Consider the following 26385-nt stretch of genomic DNA (forward strand, 5'->3'; position numbering starts at 1 on the left):
GATGAAGGCGGAGGTCGGGCTCAGGCATGAGGGGCGCCGGCATGGGCCGCCTCCATGTCGTGGGCGCCGCCGAGCATCAGGCCGATGCGCTCCATGGTGAGGCCGTCCGCCGGGACCGGCTCGCTGAGGCGTCCGCCGTTCAGCGCGGCAAAGCGGCCGGCGACCTCGAGGATCTCGTCGAGGTCCTGCGAGACGACGACGACGGCGCTTCCCTCGCGCGCGAGGTCGAGGAGGGCTTGCCGGATGGCGGCCGCGGCCGCGGCGTCGACACCCCAGGTCGGCTGGTTCACCACGAGGACGCGGGGGCGTTGCAGGATTTCCCGACCGATGACGAATTTCTGCAGGTTGCCGCCCGAAAGGGCGCGCGCGGCGGCGTCCGGGCCGGGGGTGCGCACGTCGAACTCGGCGATGATGCGTTCGGCGAAATCCCTGGCGCGTCCCCAGCGGATGAGGCCGTTCCGGGTCAGCTCCTCGCGCTGCCAGCCTGTGAGGGTGGCGTTCTCGGTCAAGCTCATGTCCGGCGCGGCCGCGTGGCCGAGGCGTTCCTCGGGGCCGGTCAGGAGGCCGAGTGCGCGGCGCTCGCGGGGCCCGGTTCGGCCGATATCGGCGCCCTCGAGGCGGATTGCGCCTTCGGCGGAAGGCATCTCTCCCGACAGCGCAGCCAGAAGCTCGTCCTGACCGTTTCCGGCCACGCCGCCTATGCCGAGGATTTCTCCTGCGCCGACCGTGAAGGACACGTCCTGAAGCCGCGTTCCAAAGGCGGAGGCGGGAGGCAGTGTCAGCCCGGTGACCTCAAGGATCGTGCCGCCCGGGGTTTCGGCGGGTCGCTCCGGACGGGAGAGGGCGGAGCCGACCATCAGCTCGGCAAGCTCGGCGGAGGACGCCTCCGAGGGTCGACAGGTCGCGACGACAGCGCCGCGGCGCAGGATCGTCGCCCGCTCGCAGAGGGTGCGGATCTCATCCAGCTTGTGGGAGATGTAGAGGATCGCCGTGCCTTCGTCCGAAAGCTGGTTCAGCGTGCGAAAGAGGATCTCCACCTCCTGCGGGGTGAGGACGCTGGTCGGCTCGTCCATGATCAGGAGTTTGGGGTCCTGCAGGAGGCAGCGCACGATCTCCACGCGCTGACGCTCCCCGGCGGAGAGGTCTCCGACGCGGCGGGAGGGATCGAGCGGCAGGCCGTATTCCCGGCTGACCTCGGTGATGCGGCGGGCGAGCCGGCCGAGGGGCGGCGGGTTCTCCATGCCGAGCCCGACATTCTCGGCCACGCTCAGCGCATCGAAGAGGGAAAAGTGCTGGAACACCATCGCGACCCCCGCCCGCCGCGCGGCACTGGGATCCGCCGGGGCGAAGGGCGCGCCGTGCAGCGTCATGGCGCCGCGGTCGGGTTTCACGAGGCCGAAGATCGTCTTCACGAGGGTGGACTTGCCGGCGCCGTTCTCGCCGAGAAGCGCGTGGATCTCGCCAGGGCCCACCGAGAAGGACACGTCGTCATTGGCGACGACGCCCGGATAGGCCTTGGTCAATCCATCCGCGGTAAAGAGGGTCGTCACGCCGTGGCGCTCCCTTCGTGACTGGTGCTCGTCAGGCGAAGTAACGAAGTCGCGACACCGAGGGCAATGGCCTGGGGGTGCTTGCCGAGGGCCGGATCGCCGATCGGGCAGGTGATGCGGCCTGCGGAGGCATCGGAATGACCCATCTGCCTTAGTCTTGCGCCGAACCGGGCGCGCTTCGTCTCCGACCCGATGAGGCCGGCGAAGGCGAAATCGCGCAGAAGGAGGCGGTGGCAGATCTCGAGGTCCCGCGCGTGGGAGTGCGTCACGATGAGATGCGCCGCCTCGGCCGGGGCGCGCGCGGCGGCCGGCGCGACCTCGGGGGCAATGACGGGGACCGCCGCGGGATCCTCCGGGAACCGCTCGGGAGCGATGTCGAGGAGGGAGATGTCCCAGCCGGGAAGGGGGGCCATGACGGCCGCGAGCGCACGGCCGACATGGCCCGCGCCCCAGATCCAGAGCGGTCGGCCGGACCGGGCGAGCGGCTCGGCGGCCCAGCCGGCGGAGAGGTGGACCGCTGGCCGGTCGAGGCGGCCGAGGAAGGCGGAGGGTGGCGCATCGGCACTTTGCGACAGCGGGCGAATGGCGTGCCCGCGCTCGAGTCTCAGCCGGGCGAGGGCCTCGTCATCCCAGACCTCCGTCAGGAGCTTGACCGCGCCGCCGCAGCACTGGCCGATGCCGGGGCCGAGGGGGATGGTCTCGACCGCGGCGCCACCCTCGGCGAGCCGGGCCAGGGCGCGCTCCGTTGCCTGCCATTCGAGGGTGCCGCCGCCGATGGTGCCCTCCTGTCCGCCGGGCCAGACGAGCATCGACGTGCCGGCTTCCCGCGGGACCGAGCCCTTCGCCTCGGCCACGGCGATCCGCGCGACGCGGCCATGGCGCGCGACGGCGCGGCGGAGGGAGGCCTCATCGAAGCTCATCCCGCCCCCCGGGCGCGGGCGACGGCGGCGAGGACGCGCTCCGGCGTCGCCGGCGCGTCGAGGTTCGGATAGTGCGGTCCGCAGGCGGCGCAGGCGTCGGACAGCGCCATGAGGGCGGAAATGCCCAGCATGAGCGGCGGCTCGCCCACGGCCTTCGAGCGATAGATCGTCTCCTCCCGGTTCGGCGCGTCCCAGAGCGCAACGTTGAAGCGGCGGGGCCGGTCCGAGCAGGCCGGGATCTTGTAGGTTGAGGGAGCGTGGGTCGTCAGGCGGCCCTTCTCATCCCACACGAGCTCCTCGGTGGTGAGCCAGCCGGCGCCCTGCACGAAACCGCCCTCGATCTGTCCGATGTCGATGGCGGGGTTCAGCGAGGCGCCGGCATCGTGCAGGATGTCGGTCCCGAGGATGCGGTTCTCGCCGGTGAGCGTGTCGATCACGACCTCGGTCACCGCCGCGCCGTAGGCGAAGTAGAAGAACGGGCGGCCTTCGCCGGCGACCCGGTCCCAGACGATCTTCGGCGTCTTGTAGAAGCCGGTCGCGGAGAGGCTTATGCGGGCGAGGTAGCAGTCCCGTACGACGTCCTCCCAAGGGTAGGCCTCGCCACCGACATGGACGTGGCCGTCCTCGAACCGCACCGAGGCAGGGTCCGCCTGCTGCCGCTCGGCGACGAAGGCGGCCATCCGCTCCCTGATCGCGTCGCAGGCGGCGCGGACGGCCATGCCATTGAGATCGGCGCCGGATGAGGCGGCGGTCGCCGAGGTGTTCGGAACCTTGCCGGTATCGGTCGCGGTGATCTTCACCCGCGACGCATCCACTCCGAAGCGGCTCGCGGCGACCTGCGCAACCTTGCGGAAGAGACCCTGTCCCATCTCCGTGCCGCCGTGGTTCATCCGCACCGAACCGTCGGTGTACACATGGACGAGCGCGCCGGCCTGGTTGAGGTGGGTGAGCGTGAAGGAGATGCCGAACTTCACCGGCGTGAGCGCGATCCCCTTCTTCAGCACGGGGCTTGCCGCGTTCCACTCCGCGATGGCTGCACGGCGGGCGGCGTAGCCCGAGGTTTCGGCCAGCCGGTCCGTCATCGCGTGCAGGATGAAATCCTCCACCGGCATCGCGTAGGGCGTGGTCTGGTGGCCGCGGGGGTCCGGGCGAATGTCGGCGCCGCGCGTGCCGCTGGCCGAGCCGCGGCTGGCGGGATCGGCATGATCGAGAGAGTGGCCGCGGGCGGCGTCCTCGGCCGCGGCGGTGCCGGCGATGCCGCTGCCGGCGTCGCTCCCGTCCGCTTCCTCGTAGTAGTTGGCGCGGCGGATCTCGATCGGGTCACGCCCGAGGCGGTGGGCGATCTCGTCCATCACCCGCTCGACCCCGACCATTCCCTGCGGCCCGCCGAAGCCGCGGAAGGCGGTCGCGCTCTGGGTGTTGGTGCGCAGGCGGTGGGAGACGATCCGGGCGGCGGGCAGGTTGTAGGCGTTGTCCGCATGGAGCATGGCGCGGTCCGCCACGGGAAGCGAGAGGTCCTGGCTCCAGCCGCAGCGGCAGAACTGCTCCACCTCGAGACCGAGGATGCGGCCGTCCGCGTCGATCCCGGCGCGATAGTCGATACGGAAATCGTGGCGCTTCCCGGTGATGACCATGTCATCGTCCCGGTCGTAGCGCATCCGGCAGGGGCGGCCGGTGGCGCGGGCGGTGACGGCGCAGGCGACGGCAAGCGCGTTGCCCTGGCTTTCCTTGCCGCCGAAGCCGCCGCCCATCCGCCGCACCTCGACGCGGACGTCGGACATGGGCAGGCCGAGCGCCTCGGCCACCTTGTGCTGGATCTCGGTCGGATGCTGGGTGGAGGAATGGACGAGGACGCCGCCATCCTCCTCCGGCAGAGCGAGGGCGGCCTGCCCCTCGAGATAGAAGTGCTCCTGCCCGCCGATCCTGATCGAGCCCTCGATCACCTCTGCGGCGGAGGCGATGGCGGGCCCGGGGTCGCCCTTCGTCCAGATCACCGGCCCGTCCTCGAACCGGCGATCCGCCGCGATGGCGTCCTCGATGGTCAGGATCGCGGGGCTCTCCTCGATCTCCACCTCGGCGAGACGCACGGCGCGGCGCGCGGCCAGATGGCTCGTCGCGGCGACGATGAAGATCGGCTGGCCCATGTAGTGGACCTCGCCGGAGGACAGCATCTCCTCGTGGAAATCGGGAGAGGGGGAGACGTCGTTCTCCGCGGGCAAGTCCTCTGCGGTCAGGACGGCGACGACACCGTCCGCCGCGCGCACCGCCGACAGGTCCATCCGCGCGATCCGGCCAGCGGCGACGGCGGAGAGACCGAAGGCGAGGTGAAGCGCGCCGGCGGGGGCCGGAATGTCGTCGATATAGCGGGCCTGCCCGGTGACATGGAGCCAGGCGCTGTCATGCGGAAGGGATGCCGTGACACTCATGACGTCACCTCGAAGATGGAGGGGGCCGCGCCGGTGAGGTCGGCATGGTAGCGCCTGAGCATCCCCCGGGCGGCCTCCATGCGGTACTCCGCGGAGGCGCGCATGTCCGACAGCGGCGCGAAATCCTCGGCGAAGGCCGGCAGCGCGGCGGCGATGGTCTTTTCGCTCCAGGCCCGGCCCAGAAGCGCTTCCTCCACCGCGATGGCACGCTTCGGGGTGCCGGCCATTCCGCCGAACGCGATCCGGGCGGAGCGCACTTCACCACCCTCCAGCGTGACGTTGAAGCAGCCGCAGACGGCGGAGATGTCCTGATCGAAGCGCTTGGAGAGCTTGTAGCAGCGCAGGGCCCTGGCCCGCGTGGGCAGGGAGACCGCCTCGACGAACTCGCCCGGCGCGCGGTCCTGTCTGCCGTACTCGATGAAGAACTGCTCGAGCGGGATCTGCCGCCGCACATCGCCCTTCCTGAGGTGCAGCGTCGCGCCGAGGGCGATGAGGGCGGGCGGGCCGTCTCCGATGGGAGAGCCGTTGGCGATGTTGCCGCCGATCGTCGCGGCCTCCCGGATCTGCTCCGAGGCAAAGCGGCGTATCATCTCGCCGAAGGAGGGGAAGAGGGGGGCGAGCGCTTCCCGCACATCGGCCCACGGGGTCATGGCCCGGATCAGGATCTCCTCGTCCCCGATCTCGATGCCGCGCAGGTCGGACACGCCTGCGAGGAAGCAGACCGGGCCGAGGTCCCGCAGGCCCTTCGTCACCCAGAGCCCGACATCGGTCGCCCCTGCGACGAGGGTGGCATCCGGGTTCGCCTCGTACCACGCGGCCATCTCCTCCACGCTGCCGGGGCGGACCCAGCCGTGATCGGCCAGGGCATTCCCCGCACCGGTCGCGGCCCCGGTTCCGGCGACGGGGTCGCGCTCCCCCCAGTCGGCGCCGGGACGACCGCCCTTCGCCGCCGCGTCGTCCGTTCCCGGGGCGGCGGAGTGGCCGAGCTTCGAGAGGTCCTCTTCCATCCACTCAGGGATCTCCGCCTCCGCAGCGGCCTCGGCGGCGCGGATGATCGGGGCGTATCCGGTACAGCGGCAGAGATTGCCGGCGAGGATGTCGTCATGATCCCGCCGCCCGTTCTTGTGTCCGACGGCCATCGAGACCACGAAGCCCGGCGTGCAGAAGCCGCACTGGCTGCCGTGCTTCTCCACCATGGCGCGCTGCACGGGATGAGGCATGCCGTCCGGTCCGGCGATGCCTTCCACGGTGCGGATGGCCTTGCCGTCGATCTGGGGCAGGAAGAGGATGCAGGCGTTGAGCGCGCGGGCGCCACGCTCGTCCGTCACCATCACGGTGCAGGCGCCGCAATCGCCCTCGTTGCAGCCCTCCTTGGTCCCGGTCAGCCCGCGGGTCTCGCGCAGCCAGTCGAGCAGGGTTCGGGTCGGCGGGGCATCCACGGAGACGGGATCGCCGTTCAGCAGGAACGTGACGGGCATGAAAGACTCAAGGGCCGCGGTACCGGTGTGTCAGGCAGTGGCGCGCTCGATGCGGCGTAGAACGCGCCAAGGGCAAGGAAAGCCGGACGAAAGCCCCTTGGCAAGCCCTCGCGGGCCGGAGCGCGGAGGGTAAGGCGGGGCATATGCCCGGTTTCGCGCCGGGAATGCCCTGTTTTGCGGCATTCCTCCGCCGCGTTCGGGATCCCTCAAGGCCGGGCCTGCCTGACGCCACGCCGCACCTCTGCCCGCTTCCGCCAGAGGGCGCCTGCGCCTATGGTGGCGGCATGTCCAAAGCCCCCCGATTCATCCACCTGCGCGTCCATTCCGAGTACTCCCTCCTAGAGGGCGCTGTCCGGCTCAAGAAGCTGCCCGGCCTCTGCCGCGAGATGAAGATGCCGGCGGTCGCTGTGACCGATACGGACAACATGTTCGCCGCGCTGGAATTTTCCGTCACGGCGGCGGGGCAGGGCATCCAGCCGATCATGGGCTGTCAGGTCAGCCTCGAATACCAGGAGCCGGAGCCCGGCGCGCGGCCGATCCCGCCGGCGCCCGTCGTGCTGCTCGCCCAGAACGCGGCGGGCTACGCCAACCTGATGAAGATCAACAGCTTTCTCTATCTCCGGGGCGACGGGCGCGAGGCGCATGTCACGGTGAAGGAGCTGACGGAGCATGCCGAGGGCATCATCTGTCTCACCGGCGGTCCGCTCGGGCCTCTCGGGCGGCTGATCCTGCAGGGGCGCCGTCCGGCGGCGGAGGCCCTTGCCTCCCGCCTCGCCGCGGCGTTCCCGCATCGCCTCTACGTGGAGCTGCAGCGCCATCCGGGGGAGAACGGCCTGCCGGAAGAGGAGGCGCTGACCGAACGGCCGATGATCGAGATGGCCTATGCCATGCGCCTGCCGCTCGTCGCCACCAACGATGCCTATTTCCCCAAGCCCACGATGTACGAGGCGCATGACGCGCTGATCTGCATCGCGGAGGGCGCCTATGTGGACCAGCAGGAACCGCGCCGGCGTCTGACCCCCCAGCATTATCTCAAAACCCCGGAGGAGATGGCCGCGCTCTTCGCCGACCTGCCCGAGGCGATCGAGAACACCGTGGAGATCGCACGGCGCTGCCACGTCGTGTCGGAGTTGCGGGATCCGATCCTGCCGCGCTTCGCCGACAACGAGGTGGCCGAGCTGCGGCGGCAGGCGAAGGACGGCCTCGTGGCCCGTCTCGCCGTCATCCCCCACGCCGCGCCGGTCGAGGAGTACGAGAAGCGCCTCGAATTCGAGCTCGGCATCATCGAGGGTATGGGCTTCCCCGGGTACTTCCTGATCGTCGCGGACTTCATCAAGTGGGCGAAGGACCAGAACATCCCGGTCGGGCCGGGGCGGGGGTCGGGCGCGGGCTCGCTCGTCGCCTATGCGCTGACGATCACGGATCTTGATCCCCTACGCTACTCCCTCCTCTTCGAGCGGTTCCTCAACCCCGAGCGGGTCTCCATGCCCGACTTCGACATCGACTTCTGCATGGACCGCCGCGAGGAGGTGATCCGCTACGTGCAGGGCAAGTACGGCCGGGAAAAGGTCGGCCAGATCATCACCTTCGGTGCGCTTCTGTCGAAGGCCGCCGTCCGCGATATCGGCCGGGTCCTTCAGATGCCCTACGGGCAGGTGGACCGGCTGTCGAAGATGATTCCGGTGGAGGGCGTGAAGCCCGTTTCCATCCAGCAGGCGCTCGTGCAGGAGGAGCGGCTGCGCGCCGAGGCGCGGGCCGAAGAGGTGGTCGACCGCCTTCTGACCTACGGCCAGCAGGTCGAGGGGCTGCTGCGCAACGCCTCCACCCACGCCGCCGGCGTCGTGATCGGGGACAGGCCGCTCGATGCGCTCGTTCCGCTCTATCAGGACCCGCGGTCGGACATGCCGGCCACGCAGTTCAACATGAAATGGGTGGAGCAGGCCGGGCTGGTGAAGTTCGACTTCCTCGGCCTCAAGACCCTGACCGTCATTCAGAATGCGGTCGATCTGATCGTGGCCGGTGGGCGTCCGCTCCACATCTCTCCCGAAGGGGAGACGCTGTTCGAACCGCCGGAGGGCCACCTCAACGACATCGGCGCGATCCCCCTCGACGACGAGGCCTCCTACAAGCTCTATGCCGATGCGAAGACCGTCGCCGTGTTCCAGGTGGAATCCACCGGCATGATGGACGCTCTCCGGCGCATGAAGCCGACCTGCATCGAGGACATCGTCGCCCTCGTCGCGCTCTACCGGCCCGGCCCGATGGAGAACATCCCGAAGTATTGCGAGGTCAAGAACGGCCTGTCCGAGCGGGACCGGCTGCATCCCCTGATCGATCATATCCTCGACGAGACGCAGGGCATCATCGTCTACCAGGAACAGGTGATGCAGATCGCGCAGGAGATGGCGGGATACTCCCTCGGCGGCGCCGACCTGCTCCGCCGCGCGATGGGCAAGAAGATCAAGGAGGCGATGGACGCGGAGCGGCCGAAGTTCCTGGACGGCTCCGAGAAGAACGGCGTCGACAAGGACAAGGCCCAGGAGGTCTGGGATCTTCTCGAGAAGTTCGCCAACTACGGGTTCAACAAGTCCCACGCCGCCGCCTATGCCGTGGTCAGCTACCAGACGGCCTGGCTCAAGGCGAACCACCCGGTCGAGTTCATGGCCGCGGTGATGAATTGCGATATCCACCTGACGGACAAGCTCGCGATCTACGCCGAGGAGGTGCGCCGCGGCCTGAAGATCGACATCATCCCGCCATGCGTGAACCGCTCCCTCGCGACGTTCGGCGTGAAGGACGGCAAGATCCTCTACGCGCTGGGCGCGCTCAAGAACGTCGGGGCCGACGCGATGCAGCTCATCGTGGACGGGCGCGGGGACCGGCCCTTCGCCACGCTCTACGACATCGCCCGCCGGGTCGATCTCAAGCGCATCGGCAAGCGGCCGCTCGAGATGCTGGTTCGCGCCGGCGCCTTCGACGAGCTCGACCGCAACCGCCGCCGCGTGCTGGACGGCCTCGATGCCCTCGTCGCCTATTCCGCCGCGATCCACGAGCAGCGCCATTCCAATCAGGTGTCGCTCTTCGGCGAGGCGGGGGACGATCTGCCCGAGCCGAGGATGCCGAACGCTGAGGACTGGATGCCCGCCGAGCGGCTCGGTGAGGAGCACCGCGCCGTCGGCTTCTACCTCTCCGGCCACCCGCTCGACGATTTCATGGGCGCGCTCAAGCGAAAGGGCATCAAAACGCTGGAGCGGGTCCGGGCCGAAAGCGCCAATGGCCCCGCCATCGTGAAGATGGCCGGCACCGTCTCCGCCAAGCAGGAGCGCAAGTCCGCCCGCGGAAACCGCTTCGCGTTCGTCTCGCTGTCGGATCCGACCGGCCTTTACGAGGTCACCGTCTTTTCGGACACGCTCGAGGCGGCACGGGATGCGCTTGAGCCCGGCAGCAACGTCGTGATCACCGCGGAGGCAACGGCGGAGGCAGACCAGCTCAAGCTCCTCTGCCGCGGCGCGACCCCTCTCGAGCAGGCGGTTGCGGGCGCGGAAGGCGGCGCGGTCCGCGTCGTGCTCGAAGAGCCGGACGCCGTGGAAATGGTCTCGACCGTTCTGGAGCGGTACGGCGCCCAGACGCGGGAGCGGGGACAGATCCTCCTGGAGATCAACGCCCCGGGCTTCGCCGAGGTGGAGTTCGTCCTCGGGGACGGGCTTCCGGTAAGCGCGACGATCCGGGGGGCGATCAAGTCCCTCCGCGGCGTGGCGCTGGTCGAGGATGCCGAACCCGTGGCGCTGCGGAGCTGAGTCGCCGGCAGCGGCGTGCTTGAGAAAACGTGAACGCAGTCGCATGAAAGTGGCGGTTCCGTGCGCGCCGGACCAGCCGATGCGCGCGGCCTCGCCCATCGGCGGGCGTCTTCGCGCTCAGGTTGTGATTTGCCCCCCGCCACCCGCTTGCCGGACACGGACCCCCTCTGTAGCACCTCCCCGAACATGCGACTTCAACGGAGGTTTTCCGGATGCGCGTCCGCGATTGCGCCACACTCGTCGTCCTTGCCCTTGCTTGGCTCACGATCCCCGCCCATGCCGGAGGGCAGAGCCAGACGACACCGGCCGCCGAGGTCAAGGCCAACACCATCGCCACCGTCGTCGCCAACCCGCCCCCGTTCGGCGAGATGACGAAGGTGTGCGGCGCGTCCGGCGAGGCGCTCGGCACGCCGGTGGACAAGCGTCCCGAGAGCGGCCGGACGCAGTTCGTGCTCTACGACAGCGCCTACGGATCCTCGCAGCCGCGCTCTTTCTTCGTCACCGGCCTGGACGGCAACTGCGCGATCCACGTTCGCGCGACGGTGGCGATGTTCGGCTCCCTCGAACTGTACGAGATGATGCAGTTCGGCGGCCTCGGAGCACCGGCGGGTGCCCCCACCGATGCCACCTATGCCCAGCTTCGCGCGGCCAAGTGCGGAGGTGCGCCAGCGCCCTGCACGGGGCGGAAGCTGGACGCGCTGGCCAAGGATACCGCCTTCCTCAGCCTCTATGAGACGCAGGACAGCGCGCAGCACCTCGAACTCCTCCTCCATCGTGGCGCGGTTCAGGCCGCGGCGCTGAAGTAGGCGAGGCCAGGGCAGGGGCCGAGCTGCCGACCCTCCCTGACCCGCGCCGCCGTCAGGCGAGCTGGCGGCGATCTTCCCGGATCGCGACCTTGCGCCTGCGTCGCTCGACAAAGTGCAGGGCGGCCTCGGTCAGCTGGCGGGCCTGGTCCCGGGCGTTGAGGCCGAAGCCGTAGCCACGCCCCCACGCCGTCGAAATGGCGCCCGGGCCGCCACCCAGATCGGCGATCTTCTTGCGGATCTTGCAGACATGCACGTCGATCGTCTTCACTTCGGGACCCTCCTCCACGTCATAGAGATGGGCGAGCATCTCCTCCTTCTCCACGGTGCGTCCGTGGCGGAGGGCAAGCATTTCCACGAGCCGCGATTCCGTCGGCGTCAGGTGAAGGGGCTGGCCCCTCACTGTCGCGGTGCAGGTCACGAGATCGTAGGCGAGACCCTCGGAGACGAGGACGGGATGGGCAAGGCCAGCGCGGCGGCGGACCACCGCGCCGATCCGGGCGGCCGATTCCCGCGCGTCGGCGCATTCGAGAAGGACGTCGTCCGCGCCGAGGTCGAACGCGGCAGCGCGCGCGCCGGAATCGGATCCGGGGGGCATCAGGACGAGGATCGGCAGGTGCGGACGATAGGAGCGGATCAGCTTCACCGCCTCGCGCCAGTCGAGGTCCGGAAGGTCCATGTCGACGATGACGGCGTCGATCTGGCCGAGATCGGCCCAGTCCACCAGTTCCTGCCCGGTCTGGACGGTCGATATCGCGAAGCCGGCGGCGCGCAGGTCGGTGATCGTCGAGGCGGCGCCCCAGGTGGTTTCGGTCGCTAGGATGCGCATGGGTCGGGTCCTTTCACACGAGGGCCTCGTAACGTGCACGCCGCCCGGACCTCGTCCGGGAGAAGGCGCGCCACGTACATGGCAACAACTAAAGATCGGGGGGAGGTTCTCCTCGACGCCGCAAAGGGCGGGAACCCACCTGCGGTAAACCCATTACTAGCGGGAAAACCCCATGGCGAGAAGATGCCATGAGATCATAGGGTTAAGGAGGCGTTACGGTGTGCGGCAGGACGGTGGCCGTCCTGCCGGTGATCAGGCGTAGTGGCTGACCGGCGTGCCCGCGATCGCGCTCATGTTCAGCAGGCCGCGGGCGGAGATCGACGGGGTTACAATGTGGGCGCGATTGCCCATTCCCATCAGGATCGGACCCACCTCAAGGCCGCCGCCCTTCGACTTCAGAATGTTGCGCACGCCCGAGGCTGCGTCGGAGTTGGCGAAGACAAGGACATTCGCGGCGCCGGTAAGGCGGCCGCCCGGAAATATCCGCTCGCGCAGGTCCGGATCGAGCGCCGCATCCACGTGCATCTCCCCCTCATAGGCGAAATCGCGGGGCGCGCGGTCCAGGATCTCGAGCGCCGCGCGCATCCGCCGTCCCGAGTCGCAGTCGAGATTGCCGAATTGGGAATGCGAGCAGAGCGCCACGTTGGGCTCCAGGCCGAAGCGGCGGACATGGCGCGCCGCCCCGATCACCGACTCCGCGATCTGCTCCGGTGTCGGCTCGGGGTGGACCTGCGTGTCGGCGACGAAGAGCGGGCCATCCTGGAGGATCATCAGCGAGAGCGCCCCGGTGGGCCGCAGGCCGTGTCCGCCGAGCACCTGCGTGATGTATTGCAGGTGCCAGAGGTACTGGCCGACCGTGCCGCAGATCATGCTGTCCGCCTCGCCGCGATGAACCATGACGGCGGCGATGGCGGTGGTGTTGGTGCGCATGATCGCGCGGGCGATGTCCGGGGTGACGCCGCGGCGCGCGACGAGGCCGTGATAGGTCTCCCAGTAGGCGCGGTAGCGCGGATCGTCCTCGGGGTTCACGATGTCGAAATCGACGCCGGGACGGATGGAGAGGCCGGCGCGATCCGCGCGCATGGCCACGACCTCGGGCCGGCCGATGAGGATCGGCTTGTCCGTGGTCTCCTCGATGATCGCGTTCGCCGCGCGCAGGATGCGCTCGTCCTCGCCCTCGGCAAAGACGATCCGGCGCTCGGCGCGGGACGCGGCCTCGAAGACCGGGCGCATCAGGAGGGCGGAGCGGAAGACGGAGCCGTCGAGCGTCCGCTTGTAGGCGTCGAGATCCGAGATCGGCTTGGAGGCGACACCGCTCTCCATCGCCGCTCGGGCGACGGCGGGCGCGACCACGCCCATCAGCCGCGGATCGAAGGGCTTCGGGATCAGGTAGGACGGGCCGAAGGTCAGCTGCTCGCCCTTGTAGGCCGCGGCGGCTTCGGCGCTCGTGGTGCGGCGCGCAAGGGCGGCGATGCCCTCCACGCAGGCCACCTTCATCGCGTCGTTGATTTCGGTCGCCCCGACGTCGAGCGCGCCGCGGAAGATGTAGGGGAAGCACAGGACGTTGTTGACCTGGTTGGGATAATCCGAGCGGCCGGTGGCGATCAGCGCGTCGGGCTTGGCCTCGCGGGCGAGGTCGGGCTGGATCTCCGGCTCAGGGTTCGCAAGCGCGAAGATCACCGGGCGGTCCGCCATGCAGCCGACCATTTCGGGCTCGAGGACACGGGGCCCGGAGAGGCCGAGGAAGAGGTCCGCCCCGTCGATCACGTCACCGAGCGTTCGCGGCCCGCCCGGCTGGGCGAACGCGGCCTTCTGCGGGTTCATGTTCGCCTCGCGGCCCTCGTGGACGAGGCCGTCGAGATCGCAGAGCCAGACATTCTCACGCTTCACGCCGAGGCTGACGAGCATGTTGAGGCAGGCGATCCCCGCTGCGCCGCCGCCGGTGGAGACGACCTTGATCTCGCCGAAGCTCTTTTTCGCCACGCGCAGCGCATTCAGCGCCGCCGCGCCGACGACGATGGCCGTGCCGTGCTGGTCGTCGTGGAAGACCGGGATGTTCATCCGTTCGCGGCAGATCTTCTCGACCACGAAACAATCCGGGGCCTTGATGTCCTCGAGATTGATCGCGCCGAAGGTGGGTTCGAGCGCGCAGACGACCTCCGCCAGCTTCTCGGGGTCGGAGACGTCCACCTCGATGTCGAAACAGTCGATGCCGGCGAATTTCTTGAACAGCACCGCCTTGCCTTCCATCACAGGCTTGGAGGCGAGCGCACCGATATTGCCGAGACCGAGAACAGCGGTGCCGTTCGAGATCACAGCGACGAGGTTGCCGCGGGTCGTGTAGCGCGAGGCAGTGGACGGATCCTCGGCGATGCGCAGGGAGGCCTCGGCGACACCGGGCGAATAGGCGAGCGACAGGTCCCGGCCATTGGCCAGCGGCTTCGTGGCCTGGACCTCGAGCTTACCGGGACGCGGAAACTCATGGTAGTTCAGAGCGAAGCTCTGCGTGCGGGGGGGCTCGTTGTCCGTTCCCATCCTGGGGCGCGCTCCTTGCGGGGTCATGCGCATCCGATACTAGAAACACCGCGCCCGGCAAACCGGAATGGGCATGGAGGGTGGCGCATGGCGGTCAGCCGCAGGCAGCGTCACATGAGGGGACCGGATAGTGGTGGAAACGGGCCGGGATGTGCGGGGGGACGTGTGACGCAGAAGCGCCGGCTCCGAGGGGCAGGAGCCGGCGCTTGTCCGCGTCATCTCAAACACGCTTCGCAGGTGAGGGCGGGATCAGGCGCCGCGGCCGGTCTTCTCCTGAAGCGCGTCGATCCGCTTGCTGGCGTCGGCCTTGGACAGGTCCGGGTCGAACTCCTCCCCGGCCTCCTCGCTGAGGGTCTGGAGATAGCTGGCCTGCGCGCCGGTCATCGGCTCTTCGCCCGTGACCCAGTCGTCCACCGGCTTCTCGGCGTTTCCGGGAGCGTCTTCCTTGGGATGTTCGGTGGTCTTGTCCATGATGTCTGTCTCACGTGAAGGGAATGTGCGGATCTGGAACCCCGCAGGTTCACTTAATGTTCCGCCCTGTCCGCGCCCAAGGATCACGAGCGCGAGACTGCGCTCAGTCCCCGGCGTCGAGCCCGGTCTCGTCCTCGAGCTCGGCCTTTCGGCGCAGCGCCTGCTCTTCGGTCAGGCTGGCATCGAAGGGCTCGCCCGCCTTGTCGCAGAGCGCCCGCAACGTGGCGGAGGTCTCGGCGGTCATGGGATCGTCCCGCCCGGTCGCGCTGCTGTCCGGCGCGGCGGCGGGGTTGGGCATCATGAAACTGTCCGGGGTCTTCGGCATGGGACGCTGTCCTCTGACGTGGCGGTCGAGGTGACAACCGCGCCGGGAGGGCGCATGTTCCCCGAAGGAAGAATGCAGAGCACGCCCCGGAGGGACCATGGCCGAGACGGAATTGATGATGGCGGCGCGAACCGTGCGCGAGAAGGCCTACGCGCCCTATTCGGGGTTCAAGGTGGGTGCGGCGATCCGGACCGTGCATGGCAACGTCCATGTCGGCTGCAACGTCGAGAACGTCGCCTACCCTGAGGGAACCTGCGCCGAGGCCGGCGCCATCGCCGCCATGATCGCGGCGGGGGAGACGCAGATCGCCGAGGTAGCTGTGATCGCCGACAGCCCCGATCCCGTACCGCCCTGCGGCGGCTGCCGTCAGAAGCTGGCGGAGTTCGCCGCGCAGGAGGCGCGCGTGACGCTTGGAACCACGGACGGGGCGATCCTGGAGACCAGCGTGGCCGACCTGCTCCCCGGCGCGTTCGGTCAGGGGCACATGGAGTAGAGGTCATGGACGCGCCCTCGATCCTTGCCGGCCTCCGGGCCGGGCGCGCGCCGGAGGCGGCGGCGCTCGAATGGATGGCGGCCGGCCTCGCCGATGGCAGCGTATCGGATGCGCAGGCCGGCGCTTTCGCCATGGGCCTGTGCCACGTCCCGCTCGACGCCGCGTCCCGGGCCGCGCTCACGCTCGCCATGCGCGACAGCGGCGAGGTGCTGCGCTGGGATCTTCCGGGCCCGGTCCTCGACAAGCATTCGACGGGCGGCGTCGGAGATTGTGTCTCCCTCGTTCTCGCGCCCGCGCTCGCGGCCTGCGGCGCGTTCGTTCCGATGATCTCAGGGCGCGGGCTCGGGCATACGGGCGGGACGCTGGACAAGCTGGAAGCGATCCCCGGTTTCGACGTGGAAGCAGACGCGCAAAGGCTGGACGCGATCGTGCGGGAGACGGGATGCGCCATCGTCTCCGCCAGCGCCGGGATCGCTCCGGCGGACCGGCGGCTCTACGCGATCCGGGACGTAACCGGGACGGTCGACAGCCTCGATCTCATCACCGCCTCCATCCTGTCGAAGAAGCTCGCCGCGGGCCTCGAGGGGTTGGTGCTCGACGTTAAGACGGGCTCCGGCGCGTTCATGAAGGACAAGGCGGCAGCCGAGGCTCTCGGCGAGGCCCTCGTTTCCACCGCCAACGCCGCCGGCTGCCCGACGACGGCTCTCGTGACGGACATGTCAGAGCCGCTCGCCCCGGCCGCCGGAAACGCGGTCGAGGTGGCCGAGGCGATGGCCGTGCTGTCCGGGACGGGCGATCGTCGCCTGAAGGAGCTGACGGTCGCGCTCGGCGCCGCGCTTCTCGCATCGGGCGGCCTCGCGGCATCGGTGGAGGACGGCGCGGCGTCGCTTCGATCCGCGATCGACGGGGGGCAGGCCATGGAGCGCATGTCCCGGATGGTCAGGGCGCAGGGCGGGCCGGGGGATTTCGCGGAGCGCTGGGCCGAGATCCTGCCGCAATCCTCCGTCACGCTGGAAGTGAGCGCCGAGGAGGCCGGCGTGATCACGGCGATCGATGGCAGGGCGCTCGGCCGCGCGGTCATCGGGCTCGGCGGTGGACGACTCAGGGACGGGGACAGGATCGACCACTCCGTCGGCTTCACGGCCCTTGCCCGGATCGGTGACGCGGCGGGGCCGGGGCATCTCTTGGGGCGTATCCATGCTCGCAGCCCGGAGCAGGCGGACCGCGCGGCCGCGGAACTGCGGGCGCTCGTCACCATTGGCGAAGGGGCGACACCGGGGCCCCTCATCCTGACCCGGATCGGAGGACGGACATGACGCGGGCCTTTCTTGTGGTGATGGACAGCGTGGGCTGCGGCGGTGCGCCGGACGCCGAGGACTTCGGTGATCCCGGTGCGAACACGCTGGCGCATATCGCCGAATGCTGCACCGCGGGCCTCGCCAACGGCCAGCGCTTCGGCCCGCTGCGGATGCCGAACCTCGATCGCCTCGGGCTCGGGCGCGCGATCCAGCTTGCCTCCGGTGCAACCGCGCCCGGCCTCGGCGCCGAGCCCGAAGGCGTCTGGGGCGCGGCGACCGAGGTCTCGCGCGGCAAGGACACCCCGTCCGGACATTGGGAACTCGCGGGCGTTCCCGTGCCGTGGGACTGGCACTACTTCCCGAAAGGCGAGCCGGCCTTTCCGGAGGAACTGTCCCGCTTCGTGGCGGAGCAGGCCGGAACGGACGGCATACTCGGCGATTGCCATGCCTCCGGCACCAACATCATCGAGGAGCTGGGCGAGGCGCACATGCGCAGCGGCCAGCCGATTTGCTACACCTCGGTGGACAGCGTCTTCCAGATCGCGGCGCACGAGGAGACCTTCGGCTATGACCGCCTGATCGCGCTGTGCGAGGCGGTGGCGCCGAGGCTGCACGAGATGCGGGTCGGCCGGGTCATCGCGCGGCCGTTCGTCGGCTCTGCCGAAGCCGGCTTCACCCGCACGGCGGGGCGGCGCGATTTCGCCATGTTGCCGCCCTCCGACACGCTCTGCGATGTCGCCTCGAAGGCAGGCCGCCGCGTTCATGCGGTCGGCAAGATCGGCGACATCTTCTCCATGCGCGGGATCGACGACGTCGCCAAGGGCGGCGATGCCGAGCTGATGACGCATCTCGGACGGCTGGTGGACGAGGCGGAGGGCGGCAGCCTGACCTTCGCCAACTTCGTGGAGTTCGACAGCCTCTACGGTCATCGGCGGGATACCGAGGGCTATGCGCGGGCGCTCGAATGGTTCGACCGGGAGATCGGCGCCGTCCTGTCACGGCTGAGGGAGGGTGACCTGATGATCCTGACCGCCGATCATGGCAACGATCCGACCTATCTCGGCACCGACCACACCCGCGAGCGAGTCCCCGTGCTCTGCGCCGGGATCGGAGCGGGGGAGGCGGGCCTCGTCGCATTCGCCGATGTCGCCGCGAGCGTGGCGGCGCATCTGGGGATCGACCCGGTGGGGCCGGGCAAGAGCTTCCTGCCCGTGCGGGCATGAGTAGACGCCGGGGGAAGGCGCTGCCGTCGGCCGCCCTTCCGCCGGGAAAAGTTCGAACAAGATCAAGGAGGCGTCCGAAATGCGCGAGATCCCGAAGATAGAACTGCACCTGCATCTCGAAGGGGCGGCGCCAGCGGCGTTCATTCGAGGGATCGCGAAGGAGAAATCGGTCGATCTGTCCGGGATCTTCGCCGAGGACGGCTCCTACGCCTATGACGGGTTCCTCGAGTTCCTCAAGGTCTACGAGGCTGCGACCTCGGTTCTGACCACGCCGGAAGATTACCGGCGGCTGACGCGGGAAGTGCTGTCCCAGACCGCCGCGCAGGGCGTGATCCATGCGGAGTTCTTCGTCTCTCCCGATTTCTGCGGCCGCGGCGACGTTGGCGCCTGGCGGGACTATCTGGGGGCGATGGAGGAGGCCGCCGAGGCGGCGCGGGTCGAGGACGGGATTACCTCCCGCGGGATCGTGACCTGCATTCGCCATTTCGGGCCGGAAAAGGCCAGGGCGGTTGCGCGCTGCGCCGCCGAGACGGCCGGGGGCTGGATCACCGGGTTCGGCATCGGCGGCGATGAGGGGATGGGTCGGTTGCAGGACTTCGCGTGGTCCTTCGATTGCGCGCGGGAGGCGGGGCTCGGCCTCACGGCCCATGCCGGCGAATGGGGCGGGCCGGACAGCGTGCGCGATGCGCTCTCCCTCGGCGTCTCCCGCGTGGGTCACGGGGTGCGTGCCGTCGAGGATCCCGCGCTCATGGACCAGCTGGCGGAGGACGGCATCGTTCTCGAGGTCTGCCCCGGCTCCAACGTGGCGCTCGGCGTCTATCCCTCCTGGGCCAGTCATCCGATCGAGACCCTGCGCGCGAAGGGGGTGCCGGTCTGCGTCTCGACCGACGATCCGCCCTTCTTCCACACCACGATGGAGCATGAATACCAGCGCCTTGCGGACGTGTTCGGCTGGGACGAGGGGGACTTCGCGGAGCTCGCGCGGGTTGCGGCACGGGCGGCGTTCTGCGACGAGATATTCCGCAAAGAGCTGATGACGCGCCTGGAGGGCCGCACGTGACCGATACTTCCGCGACCGACCACCTGACCGTCGTCCGCCATCCGCTGGTTCAGCACAAGCTGACGCTGATGCGGGAGAAGGAGACCTCCACCGCGGTCTTCCGGCAGCTTCTGCGGGAGATTTCGCAGCTTCTGGCCTACGAGATCACGCGGGAGATGGAGCTGACCACCCGGCGCATCGAGACGCCGGTTCAGCCGATGGACGCGCCGGTCCTTGCCGGAAAGAAACTGGCGCTGATCTCCATCCTGCGGGCCGGAAACGGCCTTCTCGACGGCGTTCTGGAGCTCATCCCCTCGGCTCGCGTGGGCTTCGTCGGCCTTTACCGCGACGAGGAGACGCTCGAGCCGGTGCAGTACTACTTCAAGGTCCCGACCGAGCTCGAGGACCGGCTGGTGATCGCCGTCGATCCGATGCTCGCCACGGGCAATTCCAGCGTCGCGGCGATCGACCTTCTGAAGCAGGCCGGAGCGAAGAACATCCGCTTCCTGTGCCTTCTGGCAGCGCCCGAGGGCGTCGCACGTATGAAGGAGGCGCATCCCGACGTGCCGATCGTGACGGCCTCCCTCGACGACAGCCTCAACGAGAAGGGCTACATCGTGCCGGGGCTAGGGGATGCGGGTGACCGGATGTTCGGCACAAAATAAGCGCATTTCCCGCTTTACTCGTTACCGAATCAGGGGCAGAATCCCGGACAGCAATCCGTGGGGGATGTATATGAGACGTTGCCGGGGCATCCCGGTGCTCGCTCTGGCGGCCAGTCTGAGCTTGAGTGCCTTTTCGGGACAGGCGGTGGCGCAATCCTCCGTACCTGCCGAGATTCCGCCCGCCAGCTATTCGGGAACGCAATACGTCGACAGTCAGGGCTGCGTCTTCGTGCGCGCGGGCTTCGGAGGGCAGGTGACGTGGGTGCCGCGGCTGACGCGGGATCGCAAGTCCGTCTGCGGCGCGACGCCGAGCCTTGGGGCGCGGCGGAGCCCGACCGTCGCGGCCGCTCCCGAGCCGAGGCAGGCGGCCCCGTCCGTCCGGCAGGCGAGCGCCGCTACGCAGGCGGCGGCCGGAGCGGAGCGCGCGCGGCGGGCTGCGCAGGCGCAGGCCAAGGCCGATGCCCGCGCAGCGGAGCAGGCGGCGCGGGATAGGGCTGCCGCTCAGGCACGGGCGGAGGCTCAGGCCAAAGCGGCCGCGCAGGCGAGGGCAGAGGCGCGGGCGCGATCTGTCGCGACGGCCCGCACGGTTGCCGTCCGCACCGGCGTTCCGGCATGCCCCGAGCGCACCGGCGTCAGCCGGCAGTACACCCATCCTCAGCCCGGCGTCCGCTGCGGACCGCAGGCTCAGGATCCGGTGACCGGAGAAGTCCGGACCAACCGCACGACGCGCACGGCTTCGGCCGTTGCAGTCGCGCCCGCAGATACCCGTCGCCGGGTCGTCGTGCCGGCACCGGCTCAGGTCAGGACGCCGCCGGGCTATCGCGAGGCATGGACGGACGGGCGCCTGAACCCCAATCGCGGGCCGCGCACGGCTGTCGGCGAGGCCCAGATGGATCAGGTCTGGACCGATGACGTACCGCAGCAGGGCAAACGGCGCGTCGTCGTTCGCCGTGAGGCGCCCCGAGTAGAGGTGAGGGCCTCGACCAAGGCTCCGTCCCAGTCCGCGCGCGCCTACGTTCAGGTCGGCGCCTTCGGGCAGCCGACGAACGCGAGCGGCGCGGCGGCGCGGCTCAGGCAGAGCGGGCTCCCGGTTGCCACGAGCCGGACCTCGTCGGGCCTTCAGGTCGTGCTCGCAGGGCCGTTCGCATCATCTGCCGACGCCAACCGCGCCCTCGGGATCGCGCGCGGTGCCGGCTTCTCCGACGCGTTCCTGCGCCGGTAGAGGAATAACAAGAAGAAGAGGGACGTGAGGCAGGTCTCATCGGGCGACGCGCCCCGCTCCGCACATGCCGGGGCGGGGCGCTGCCATCTTTCGGGAGCGGGATCATGATCGACGCCTATTGCGAACGGCTGGAACCGGGCCTCTGGACCGAGCCCTTGAACGCGATCACCAACGCCGCCTTCATTCTCGTCGCCCTCGTGATGTGGCGCCGCTCGGCGGGGCAGGGGACGCCACTGGCGCTCATGCTGTCCCTCGTTCTTCTGGCCATCGGGATCGGCTCGGCGCTGTTCCACACCTTCGCGACGCAGTGGGCGAGCGTGGCCGATACCACCCCCATCCTCGTTTTCATCCTGCTCTACGTCTTCGCGGCGAACCTGCATTTCTGGCGGATGCCGGTTTGGGCGGCCTCGATCGGCACCGCGGCGTTCGTGCCTTACGCGGCGCTGCTTGCCTGGGTGTTCTACCAGCTCCCGTTCTTTTCCGTCTCGGCGCCGTACTGGCCGGTCCCGCTTCTCATCGCTGCCTACGCGATCCTCCTGCGCAATCGAGACCGGGCATTGGCACGCGGGCTCGGGATCGGGGCGGCGCTCCTGACGCTCTCCCTCGTCGCGCGGTCGCTCGATGCGCCGCTCTGCGCCTCGATCCCGATCGGGACCCACTGGCTCTGGCATCTGCTCAATGCGGCGATGCTCGGCTGGATGATCGAGGTCTATCTGCGCGCCCGGGCGCGGCAAAGATCGGCGCTTTCCCCCGAAGCCCGCGCGCGCTAGACCGAGACCGGCCTGCCAGAGGGAGGATCCCCGATGCCCGACGATCTCATCAACAGCTTCCTCAACGCGCCCGACGAGAAGGGCCGCTTCGGCGATTTCGGCGGACGGTTCGTGTCCGAAACGCTGATGCCGCTGATCCTCTCGCTCGAGGCGGAGTACGACAGGGCCAAGACGGACGAGAGCTTCTGGGCTGAGATGGACCATCTGTGGAAGCACTATGTCGGCCGTCCCTCGCCGCTCTACCGTGCCGATCGCCTGACCGAGCATCTGGGCGGCGCCCGGATCTACCTCAAGCGCGACGAGCTGAACCACACCGGCGCCCACAAGATCAACAACGTGCTCGGCCAGATCCTCCTTGCGCGGCGCATGGGCAAGGAGCGCATCATCGCCGAGACCGGTGCGGGGCAGCACGGCGTCGCCACCGCGACGGTCTGCGCGAAGTTCGGCCTGAAATGCGTCGTCTACATGGGGGCGCACGACGTCGAGCGGCAGAAGCCGAACGTGTTCCGCATGCGTCTCCTGGGCGCCGAGGTCGTGCCGGTGACGTCCGGACGCGGCACGCTCAAGGACGCCATGAACGATGCCCTGCGCGACTGGGTGACGAACGTGCGTGACACGTTCTACTGCATCGGCACGGTCGCCGGGCCGCACCCCTATCCGGCGATGGTCCGGGACTTCCAGTCCGTCATCGGCAAGGAAGTGCGCTGGCAACTCGCCGAGCAGGAGGGCGAGGGGCGCCTGCCGGATACCGTCATCGCCGCGATCGGCGGCGGATCCAATGCCATGGGCCTCTTCCACCCGTTCCTCGATGACCGCTCGGTTCGGATCATCGGCGTCGAAGCGGGCGGCAAGGGCGTCGACGACAAGATGGAGCACTGCGCCTCGCTGACCGGCGGCCGACCCGGCGTTCTTCATGGCAACAGGACCTACCTGCTCCAGGACGATGACGGGCAGATCCTCGAAGGGTTCTCGATCTCCGCCGGCCTCGACTATCCCGGCATCGGGCCGGAGCATGCCTGGCTGCACGACACGAAGCGGGCGGAATATGTCTCGATCACGGACCGGGAGGCGCTGGACGCCTTCAAGCTGTCCTGTGCGCTCGAAGGCATCATCCCCGCGCTGGAGCCCTCCCACGCGCTGGCCCACGTGATGAAGATCGCGCCGGATCTGCCGTCCGACCATATCATCGTGATGAACATGTGCGGTCGGGGCGACAAGGACATCTTCGCCGTCGCCGAGCACCTGGGCGTCGATCTGTAGCGGGAATTCGCGCATTCACAATGTGCGTCGTGTTTCTCGGACCTTTTCGAGATCTCCGAGGTTTTCCCTTTCGACATCCGCTGAAAGGGACCCTCATGATCATCCGGATTGCACTTGCTGCCGCGCTTGCGGGCCTTTTGGCTGCCTGTTCGACGAACGCCACCGGTGAGGCCGGCGATGGCGATCTCACGATCACCGAGCGGAATGTCACGGATCCGGGCAGTGAGAACAACGATCTCTGATCGTCCGTCCCGCCCGACGCAGGTGTAACTCCCACGAGGATCAGTTTCATGTACAAGGCCGCCGCATTGACCGCTGCCGCCCTCATTTTCGGTTCGGCGACGTTCGCGCAGACGATGTCCAGCGAGCTCAAGAGCCGTCTCGAAGCGGAGGGCTACACCGAGGTCGAGATGCACGAAGGCAAGAACGGTCAAGTCACCGTCAATGCCATGCGCAACGGCGAAGTCGTGCGGCTGTTCTTCGACGCCGGTACGGGTGCGGACAAGGGCTCCGGTGCAGGCGCATCCGACAAGGCACCGGGGAACCGCGAGACCGATGCGGCCTCCGGGAAGGGGAAAGGATCCGGCGGCAAGCACAAGGATAAGTCCCGCGGCCGGAAAGACTGACAGGCGAGGCGCCGGAGCGATCCCGCCAGAACGCCAGCGCGAGAAAAGAGGTGTGCGGCTCGCTTCCCTGCGCGACACCGTGCGCGAGAGGAACGGGCTACGAGCGCGCCTACTCGGCCTGCTCTTCCATCATCGCCAAGGGGACGATGTCCAGCGCACGCCGATGGGTGGCGGACATGTCAACTTTCGGTCCCAGACCCTCCTCGCATGCCTGACGGAACCGCGCGGCGCAGAGGCACCAGCGATCTCCGGCCTTCAATCCGGCAAAGCCGAACTCCGGGCGGGGCGTGCTCAGGTCGTTACCGACATACTTGGAGAACGCGAGAAACTCGTCCGTCATGACCGCGCAGACGGTGTGGCTGCCGCTATCTTCGGCGCAGGTGTTGCAGGAGCCGTCGCGGAAAAACCCTGTCACGGGATCCATGCCGCAGGGTCGAAGCTCGGTGCCGAGCACGTTGATCGGGGCGTCGCGTTCCATGGAGAATGCAGCTAGCGGGAAGACCGCGGCCGTCCAGTCGCCGTGACCGGTCTGATGACGGCGTCACCCAAGGGGGCGCATCAGCCCCGGGGGCGGGCGGCGCCGCTTATCGGAAGCGGTCCACGAGTTTCTGCATGGGGGACCGGTCGTCCGGCGCAGGCTCCTCCGCCTTCGGCGCCGGGGTCCCTCCGGCTTGCGGGGTTTCGGCCCTTTTCTCCGGGCCGGGCCTCTGCGGGCGGGTCCTCAGCGCGACCTTGTTCTGGAAGGCACCGGTATCGCCGCGGGCGAGGTCCGCCGCACCGTCCGAGATGCCGCGGAGGACGTCGTCCAGCCAATCCGCTTCGGCCTTCGCGAAATCCTTCAGGACATATCCCGAAACCGCATCCTTGTGCCCCGGATGCCCGATCCCGAGGCGGACGCGGTGGTACTCGGGGCCGATCGCCTGGTGAATGGAGCGCAGGCCGTTATGCCCCGCATGGCCGCCGCCTGTCTTGCAGCGAACCTTGCCGGGGGCGAGGTCCAGCTCGTCATGGATCACGGTCACGTCGGACGGGGCCAGCTTGTAGAAGCGCATCGCTTCGTTCACCGACTGGCCGGAGCGGTTCATGAAGGTCTCGGGCTTCAGCAGCAGCACCTTGCCTCCGCCGAGGAGACCCTCGGCGACGGACCCCTGGAACTTGCCGCGCCACGGCGCGAAGGCGTGATCCTCGGCGATCCGGTCGACGGCCATGAAGCCGATGTTGTGCCGGTTCTTCTCGTATTTTGCGCCCGGATTGCCGAGCCCGACGATCAGCAGCATGGGTTCGCTCCCCTGTCCGCCATCTGGTTGACGACGCCCCCCTTCTGCCCCGAACTGCGCTCAAACGAAAGGGGACCGCGATGTATCTTACCATGAACCGTTTCAAGGTCGCTCTCGGCAAGGAGGCCGAGTTCGAGGATGTCTGGACGAAGCGCGACAGCCACCTGAAGGAGGTGCCGGGCTTCAGGTCGTTCCACCTTCTGAAGGGGCCGGAGCGAGACGATCACCGTCTCTACGCAAGCCACACCGCGTGGGAGAGCGAAGAGCATTTCGTCGCCTGGACCAAGTCCGAGGCGTTCCGTGCCGCCCATGCCGGGGCGGGCGGCTCGAAGGACATGTATCTCGGCCCGCCGGAGCTGGAGATCTTCGAGAGCGTCCAGGAATTGAGCTGAGGGCGGGACCGGCCGGGGCCGCGCCCGCCGAACGGAAAAGGGGCGCGCCGCTCGATGCGGCGCGCCCCTTTCATGCGCATCAACAGCAGGACGGATCGCTCAGGATTCGGCCTCTGCGTCGTCGGTCTGCTCCGTCGCCGGAACCTCGTCCGCGGCGGTGTCGTCCTCTTCGTCCTCGTCCTTCTGGGAAGCGAGGCCGGACGGCGCCTGGATGTTGGCGATGACGAAGTCGCGGTCGATCGTCGGCTTCGCGCCCTGCGGCAGGTCGACCGAAGAGATCGTCAGCGTGTCGCCGATCTTCATCTTCGACACGTCGGCGACGATCTTCTCGGGGATGTCCCCCGCGGTCACGACCAGTTCGACTTCGGGACGAACCGCGGTCAGCACGCCGCCGGCCTTGATGCCGGGGCATTCCTCTTCACCCTCGAACTCGACGGGGATGTAGAGGTTGATCTTCGAGGTCCGGCGCAGACGCATGAAATCGACATGCGTGGGAAGGTCCTTGACGATGTCACGCTGCACGGCGCGGCAGATGACGCGCACGTCGTCGTGGCCTTCGACCTTGAGGTTGAACAGCGTAGCGCGGAAGCGGCCCGCACGAAGACGCTTGATCAGCTCGTTGTAGGGCAGCTCGATGGAAACGGGATCGACACCGCCACCATAGACGACACCGGGCACCATGTTGTTGCGGCGCGATTGACGAGCGGCCCCCTTGCCTGTCCCCGTCCGGGCCTGCGCGACGAGATCCGGGATCTCTCCGGCCATAATGATTCTCCTACCAGGTCGGGCATCCTCCAAGGGTGTATGCCCGGGTTTCATGAAGGCCGGGCCTATAGCGGGAATCGTGTCCGTTGGGAAGGGGCAGGGGAAGATTGGTGCGCTCCGAGGAAGCAGCGCGGCAGGTGAGGCGCAGATTTCCGGTCGGGCCACGATGATGAAGGCGCCCGTCGGGCGCAGAGAGCAGTCCTTTCGCCGGGGAGCAGCGC

24 protein-coding genes are annotated in these 26385 nt (G+C 68.7%); 13 read left to right on the forward strand and 11 right to left on the reverse strand.

Going from position 1 to position 26385, the window contains the following annotated elements; all coding sequences use genetic code 11:
* Positions 1–20 precede the first annotated feature (20 nt).
* Genes DQG15_RS15125 through xdhA form a run of 4 tightly spaced genes read right to left on the reverse strand, consistent with a single transcriptional unit; the run spans position 21 to position 6374 of the window.
* Entirely contained in the window at positions 21–1550 is a 1530-nt protein-coding gene (locus DQG15_RS15125) for an ABC transporter ATP-binding protein (RefSeq protein ID WP_116086654.1), read from the reverse strand.
* Positions 1547–2470, reverse strand: a complete 924-nt coding sequence (xdhC, locus tag DQG15_RS15130) for a xanthine dehydrogenase accessory protein XdhC (RefSeq protein ID WP_116086656.1) — start codon at positions 2468–2470, stop codon at positions 1547–1549. Before xdhC ends, DQG15_RS15125 begins: the two co-directional genes overlap by 4 nt.
* Positions 2467–4896 (reverse strand): xanthine dehydrogenase molybdopterin binding subunit, encoded by a 2430-nt coding sequence (gene xdhB, locus DQG15_RS15135; RefSeq protein WP_116086658.1) that lies wholly within the window; start codon positions 4894–4896, stop codon positions 2467–2469. Before xdhB ends, xdhC begins: the two co-directional genes overlap by 4 nt.
* On the reverse strand, positions 4893–6374 hold the full coding sequence (xdhA, locus tag DQG15_RS15140; protein WP_116086660.1) for a xanthine dehydrogenase small subunit: 1482 nt from the start codon (positions 6372–6374) through the stop codon (positions 4893–4895). Before xdhA ends, xdhB begins: the two co-directional genes overlap by 4 nt.
* Positions 6375–6658: 284 nt before the next feature.
* Between xdhA and dnaE the strand changes: the two genes are divergently transcribed.
* Together dnaE and DQG15_RS15150 are read left to right on the forward strand one after the other, a co-directional pair.
* Positions 6659–10171, forward strand: a complete 3513-nt coding sequence (gene dnaE, locus DQG15_RS15145) for a DNA polymerase III subunit alpha (protein WP_116086662.1) — start codon at positions 6659–6661, stop codon at positions 10169–10171.
* 212 nt (positions 10172–10383) lie between these two features.
* Positions 10384–10977: a hypothetical protein gene (locus tag DQG15_RS15150; protein WP_116086664.1), complete on the forward strand. Its 594-nt coding sequence runs from the start codon at positions 10384–10386 to the stop codon at positions 10975–10977.
* A 52-nt stretch (positions 10978–11029) separates the two neighbouring features.
* Here DQG15_RS15150 and DQG15_RS15155 read toward each other — a convergent pair whose 3' ends face one another.
* The 4 genes from DQG15_RS15155 to DQG15_RS15170 form a co-directional block, all read right to left on the reverse strand.
* Positions 11030–11803 (reverse strand): response regulator transcription factor, encoded by a 774-nt coding sequence (locus tag DQG15_RS15155; RefSeq protein WP_116086666.1) that lies wholly within the window; start codon positions 11801–11803, stop codon positions 11030–11032.
* 252 nt (positions 11804–12055) lie between these two features.
* Complete coding sequence (locus tag DQG15_RS15160; RefSeq protein ID WP_116086668.1) at positions 12056–14338, reverse strand: NADP-dependent malic enzyme; 2283 nt, start codon at positions 14336–14338, stop codon at positions 12056–12058.
* 249 nt (positions 14339–14587) lie between these two features.
* Positions 14588–14809: a DUF3072 domain-containing protein gene (locus DQG15_RS15165; protein ID WP_116086670.1), complete on the reverse strand. Its 222-nt coding sequence runs from the start codon at positions 14807–14809 to the stop codon at positions 14588–14590.
* A 103-nt stretch (positions 14810–14912) separates the two neighbouring features.
* The gene (locus DQG15_RS15170) at positions 14913–15134 is read right to left on the reverse strand and encodes a DUF3072 domain-containing protein (protein ID WP_157969019.1); all 222 of its coding nucleotides are present in this window, start codon (positions 15132–15134) and stop codon (positions 14913–14915) included.
* Between the two features lie 97 nt (positions 15135–15231).
* Between DQG15_RS15170 and DQG15_RS15175 the strand changes: the two genes are divergently transcribed.
* The 10 genes from DQG15_RS15175 (at position 15232) to DQG15_RS15215 (ending at position 23730) form a co-directional block, all read left to right on the forward strand.
* Positions 15232–15627 (forward strand): cytidine deaminase, encoded by a 396-nt coding sequence (locus tag DQG15_RS15175; RefSeq protein WP_116086674.1) that lies wholly within the window; start codon positions 15232–15234, stop codon positions 15625–15627.
* 5 nt (positions 15628–15632) lie between these two features.
* Positions 15633–16943, forward strand: a complete 1311-nt coding sequence (locus DQG15_RS15180) for a thymidine phosphorylase (RefSeq protein ID WP_116086676.1) — start codon at positions 15633–15635, stop codon at positions 16941–16943.
* A complete protein-coding gene (locus DQG15_RS15185; protein ID WP_116086678.1) occupies positions 16940–18148 on the forward strand; it encodes a phosphopentomutase in 1209 nt (402 codons plus the stop codon). Before DQG15_RS15180 ends, DQG15_RS15185 begins: the two co-directional genes overlap by 4 nt.
* Before the next feature lie 79 nt (positions 18149–18227).
* Positions 18228–19208: an adenosine deaminase gene (locus DQG15_RS15190; RefSeq protein WP_116086680.1), complete on the forward strand. Its 981-nt coding sequence runs from the start codon at positions 18228–18230 to the stop codon at positions 19206–19208.
* The gene (upp, locus tag DQG15_RS15195; protein ID WP_116086682.1) at positions 19205–19852 is read left to right on the forward strand and encodes a uracil phosphoribosyltransferase; all 648 of its coding nucleotides are present in this window, start codon (positions 19205–19207) and stop codon (positions 19850–19852) included. The genes DQG15_RS15190 and upp overlap by 4 nt, the downstream gene beginning before the upstream one ends.
* Before the next feature lie 64 nt (positions 19853–19916).
* Positions 19917–21074 (forward strand): SPOR domain-containing protein, encoded by a 1158-nt coding sequence (locus DQG15_RS15200; RefSeq protein ID WP_232830881.1) that lies wholly within the window; start codon positions 19917–19919, stop codon positions 21072–21074.
* 104 nt (positions 21075–21178) lie between these two features.
* Positions 21179–21844: a ceramidase domain-containing protein gene (locus DQG15_RS15205; protein ID WP_116086686.1), complete on the forward strand. Its 666-nt coding sequence runs from the start codon at positions 21179–21181 to the stop codon at positions 21842–21844.
* A gap of 33 nt (positions 21845–21877) precedes the next feature.
* Positions 21878–23104, forward strand: a complete 1227-nt coding sequence (gene trpB / locus DQG15_RS15210) for a tryptophan synthase subunit beta (protein ID WP_116086688.1) — start codon at positions 21878–21880, stop codon at positions 23102–23104.
* A 95-nt stretch (positions 23105–23199) separates the two neighbouring features.
* Positions 23200–23346 carry a hypothetical protein gene (locus DQG15_RS18265; RefSeq protein WP_157969021.1) on the forward strand — a complete coding sequence of 49 codons (147 nt, stop codon included), beginning with the start codon at positions 23200–23202 and terminating at the stop codon, positions 23344–23346.
* A 48-nt stretch (positions 23347–23394) separates the two neighbouring features.
* On the forward strand, positions 23395–23730 hold the full coding sequence (locus DQG15_RS15215; RefSeq protein ID WP_116086690.1) for a hypothetical protein: 336 nt from the start codon (positions 23395–23397) through the stop codon (positions 23728–23730).
* A gap of 109 nt (positions 23731–23839) precedes the next feature.
* On the opposite strand, the gene DQG15_RS15220 is transcribed toward DQG15_RS15215, so the two are convergent.
* Together DQG15_RS15220 and pth are read right to left on the reverse strand one after the other, a co-directional pair.
* Complete coding sequence (locus tag DQG15_RS15220; protein ID WP_116086692.1) at positions 23840–24208, reverse strand: DUF2237 family protein; 369 nt, start codon at positions 24206–24208, stop codon at positions 23840–23842.
* 106 nt (positions 24209–24314) lie between these two features.
* Positions 24315–25007, reverse strand: a complete 693-nt coding sequence (gene pth / locus DQG15_RS15225; RefSeq protein WP_116086694.1) for an aminoacyl-tRNA hydrolase — start codon at positions 25005–25007, stop codon at positions 24315–24317.
* Positions 25008–25087: 80 nt separating this feature from the next.
* On the opposite strand from pth, the gene DQG15_RS15230 reads away from it, so the two are divergent.
* On the forward strand, positions 25088–25399 hold the full coding sequence (locus DQG15_RS15230) for an antibiotic biosynthesis monooxygenase (RefSeq protein WP_116086696.1): 312 nt from the start codon (positions 25088–25090) through the stop codon (positions 25397–25399).
* 99 nt (positions 25400–25498) lie between these two features.
* Here DQG15_RS15230 and DQG15_RS15235 read toward each other — a convergent pair whose 3' ends face one another.
* Positions 25499–26164 (reverse strand): 50S ribosomal protein L25/general stress protein Ctc, encoded by a 666-nt coding sequence (locus DQG15_RS15235; protein ID WP_116086698.1) that lies wholly within the window; start codon positions 26162–26164, stop codon positions 25499–25501.
* Between the last annotated feature and the right edge of the window lie 221 nt (positions 26165–26385).

Origin of the sequence: Tropicimonas sp. IMCC34011 (assembly GCF_003390865.1) — a bacterium.
Taxonomy (GTDB): Bacteria; Pseudomonadota; Alphaproteobacteria; order Rhodobacterales; family Rhodobacteraceae; genus Tropicimonas_B.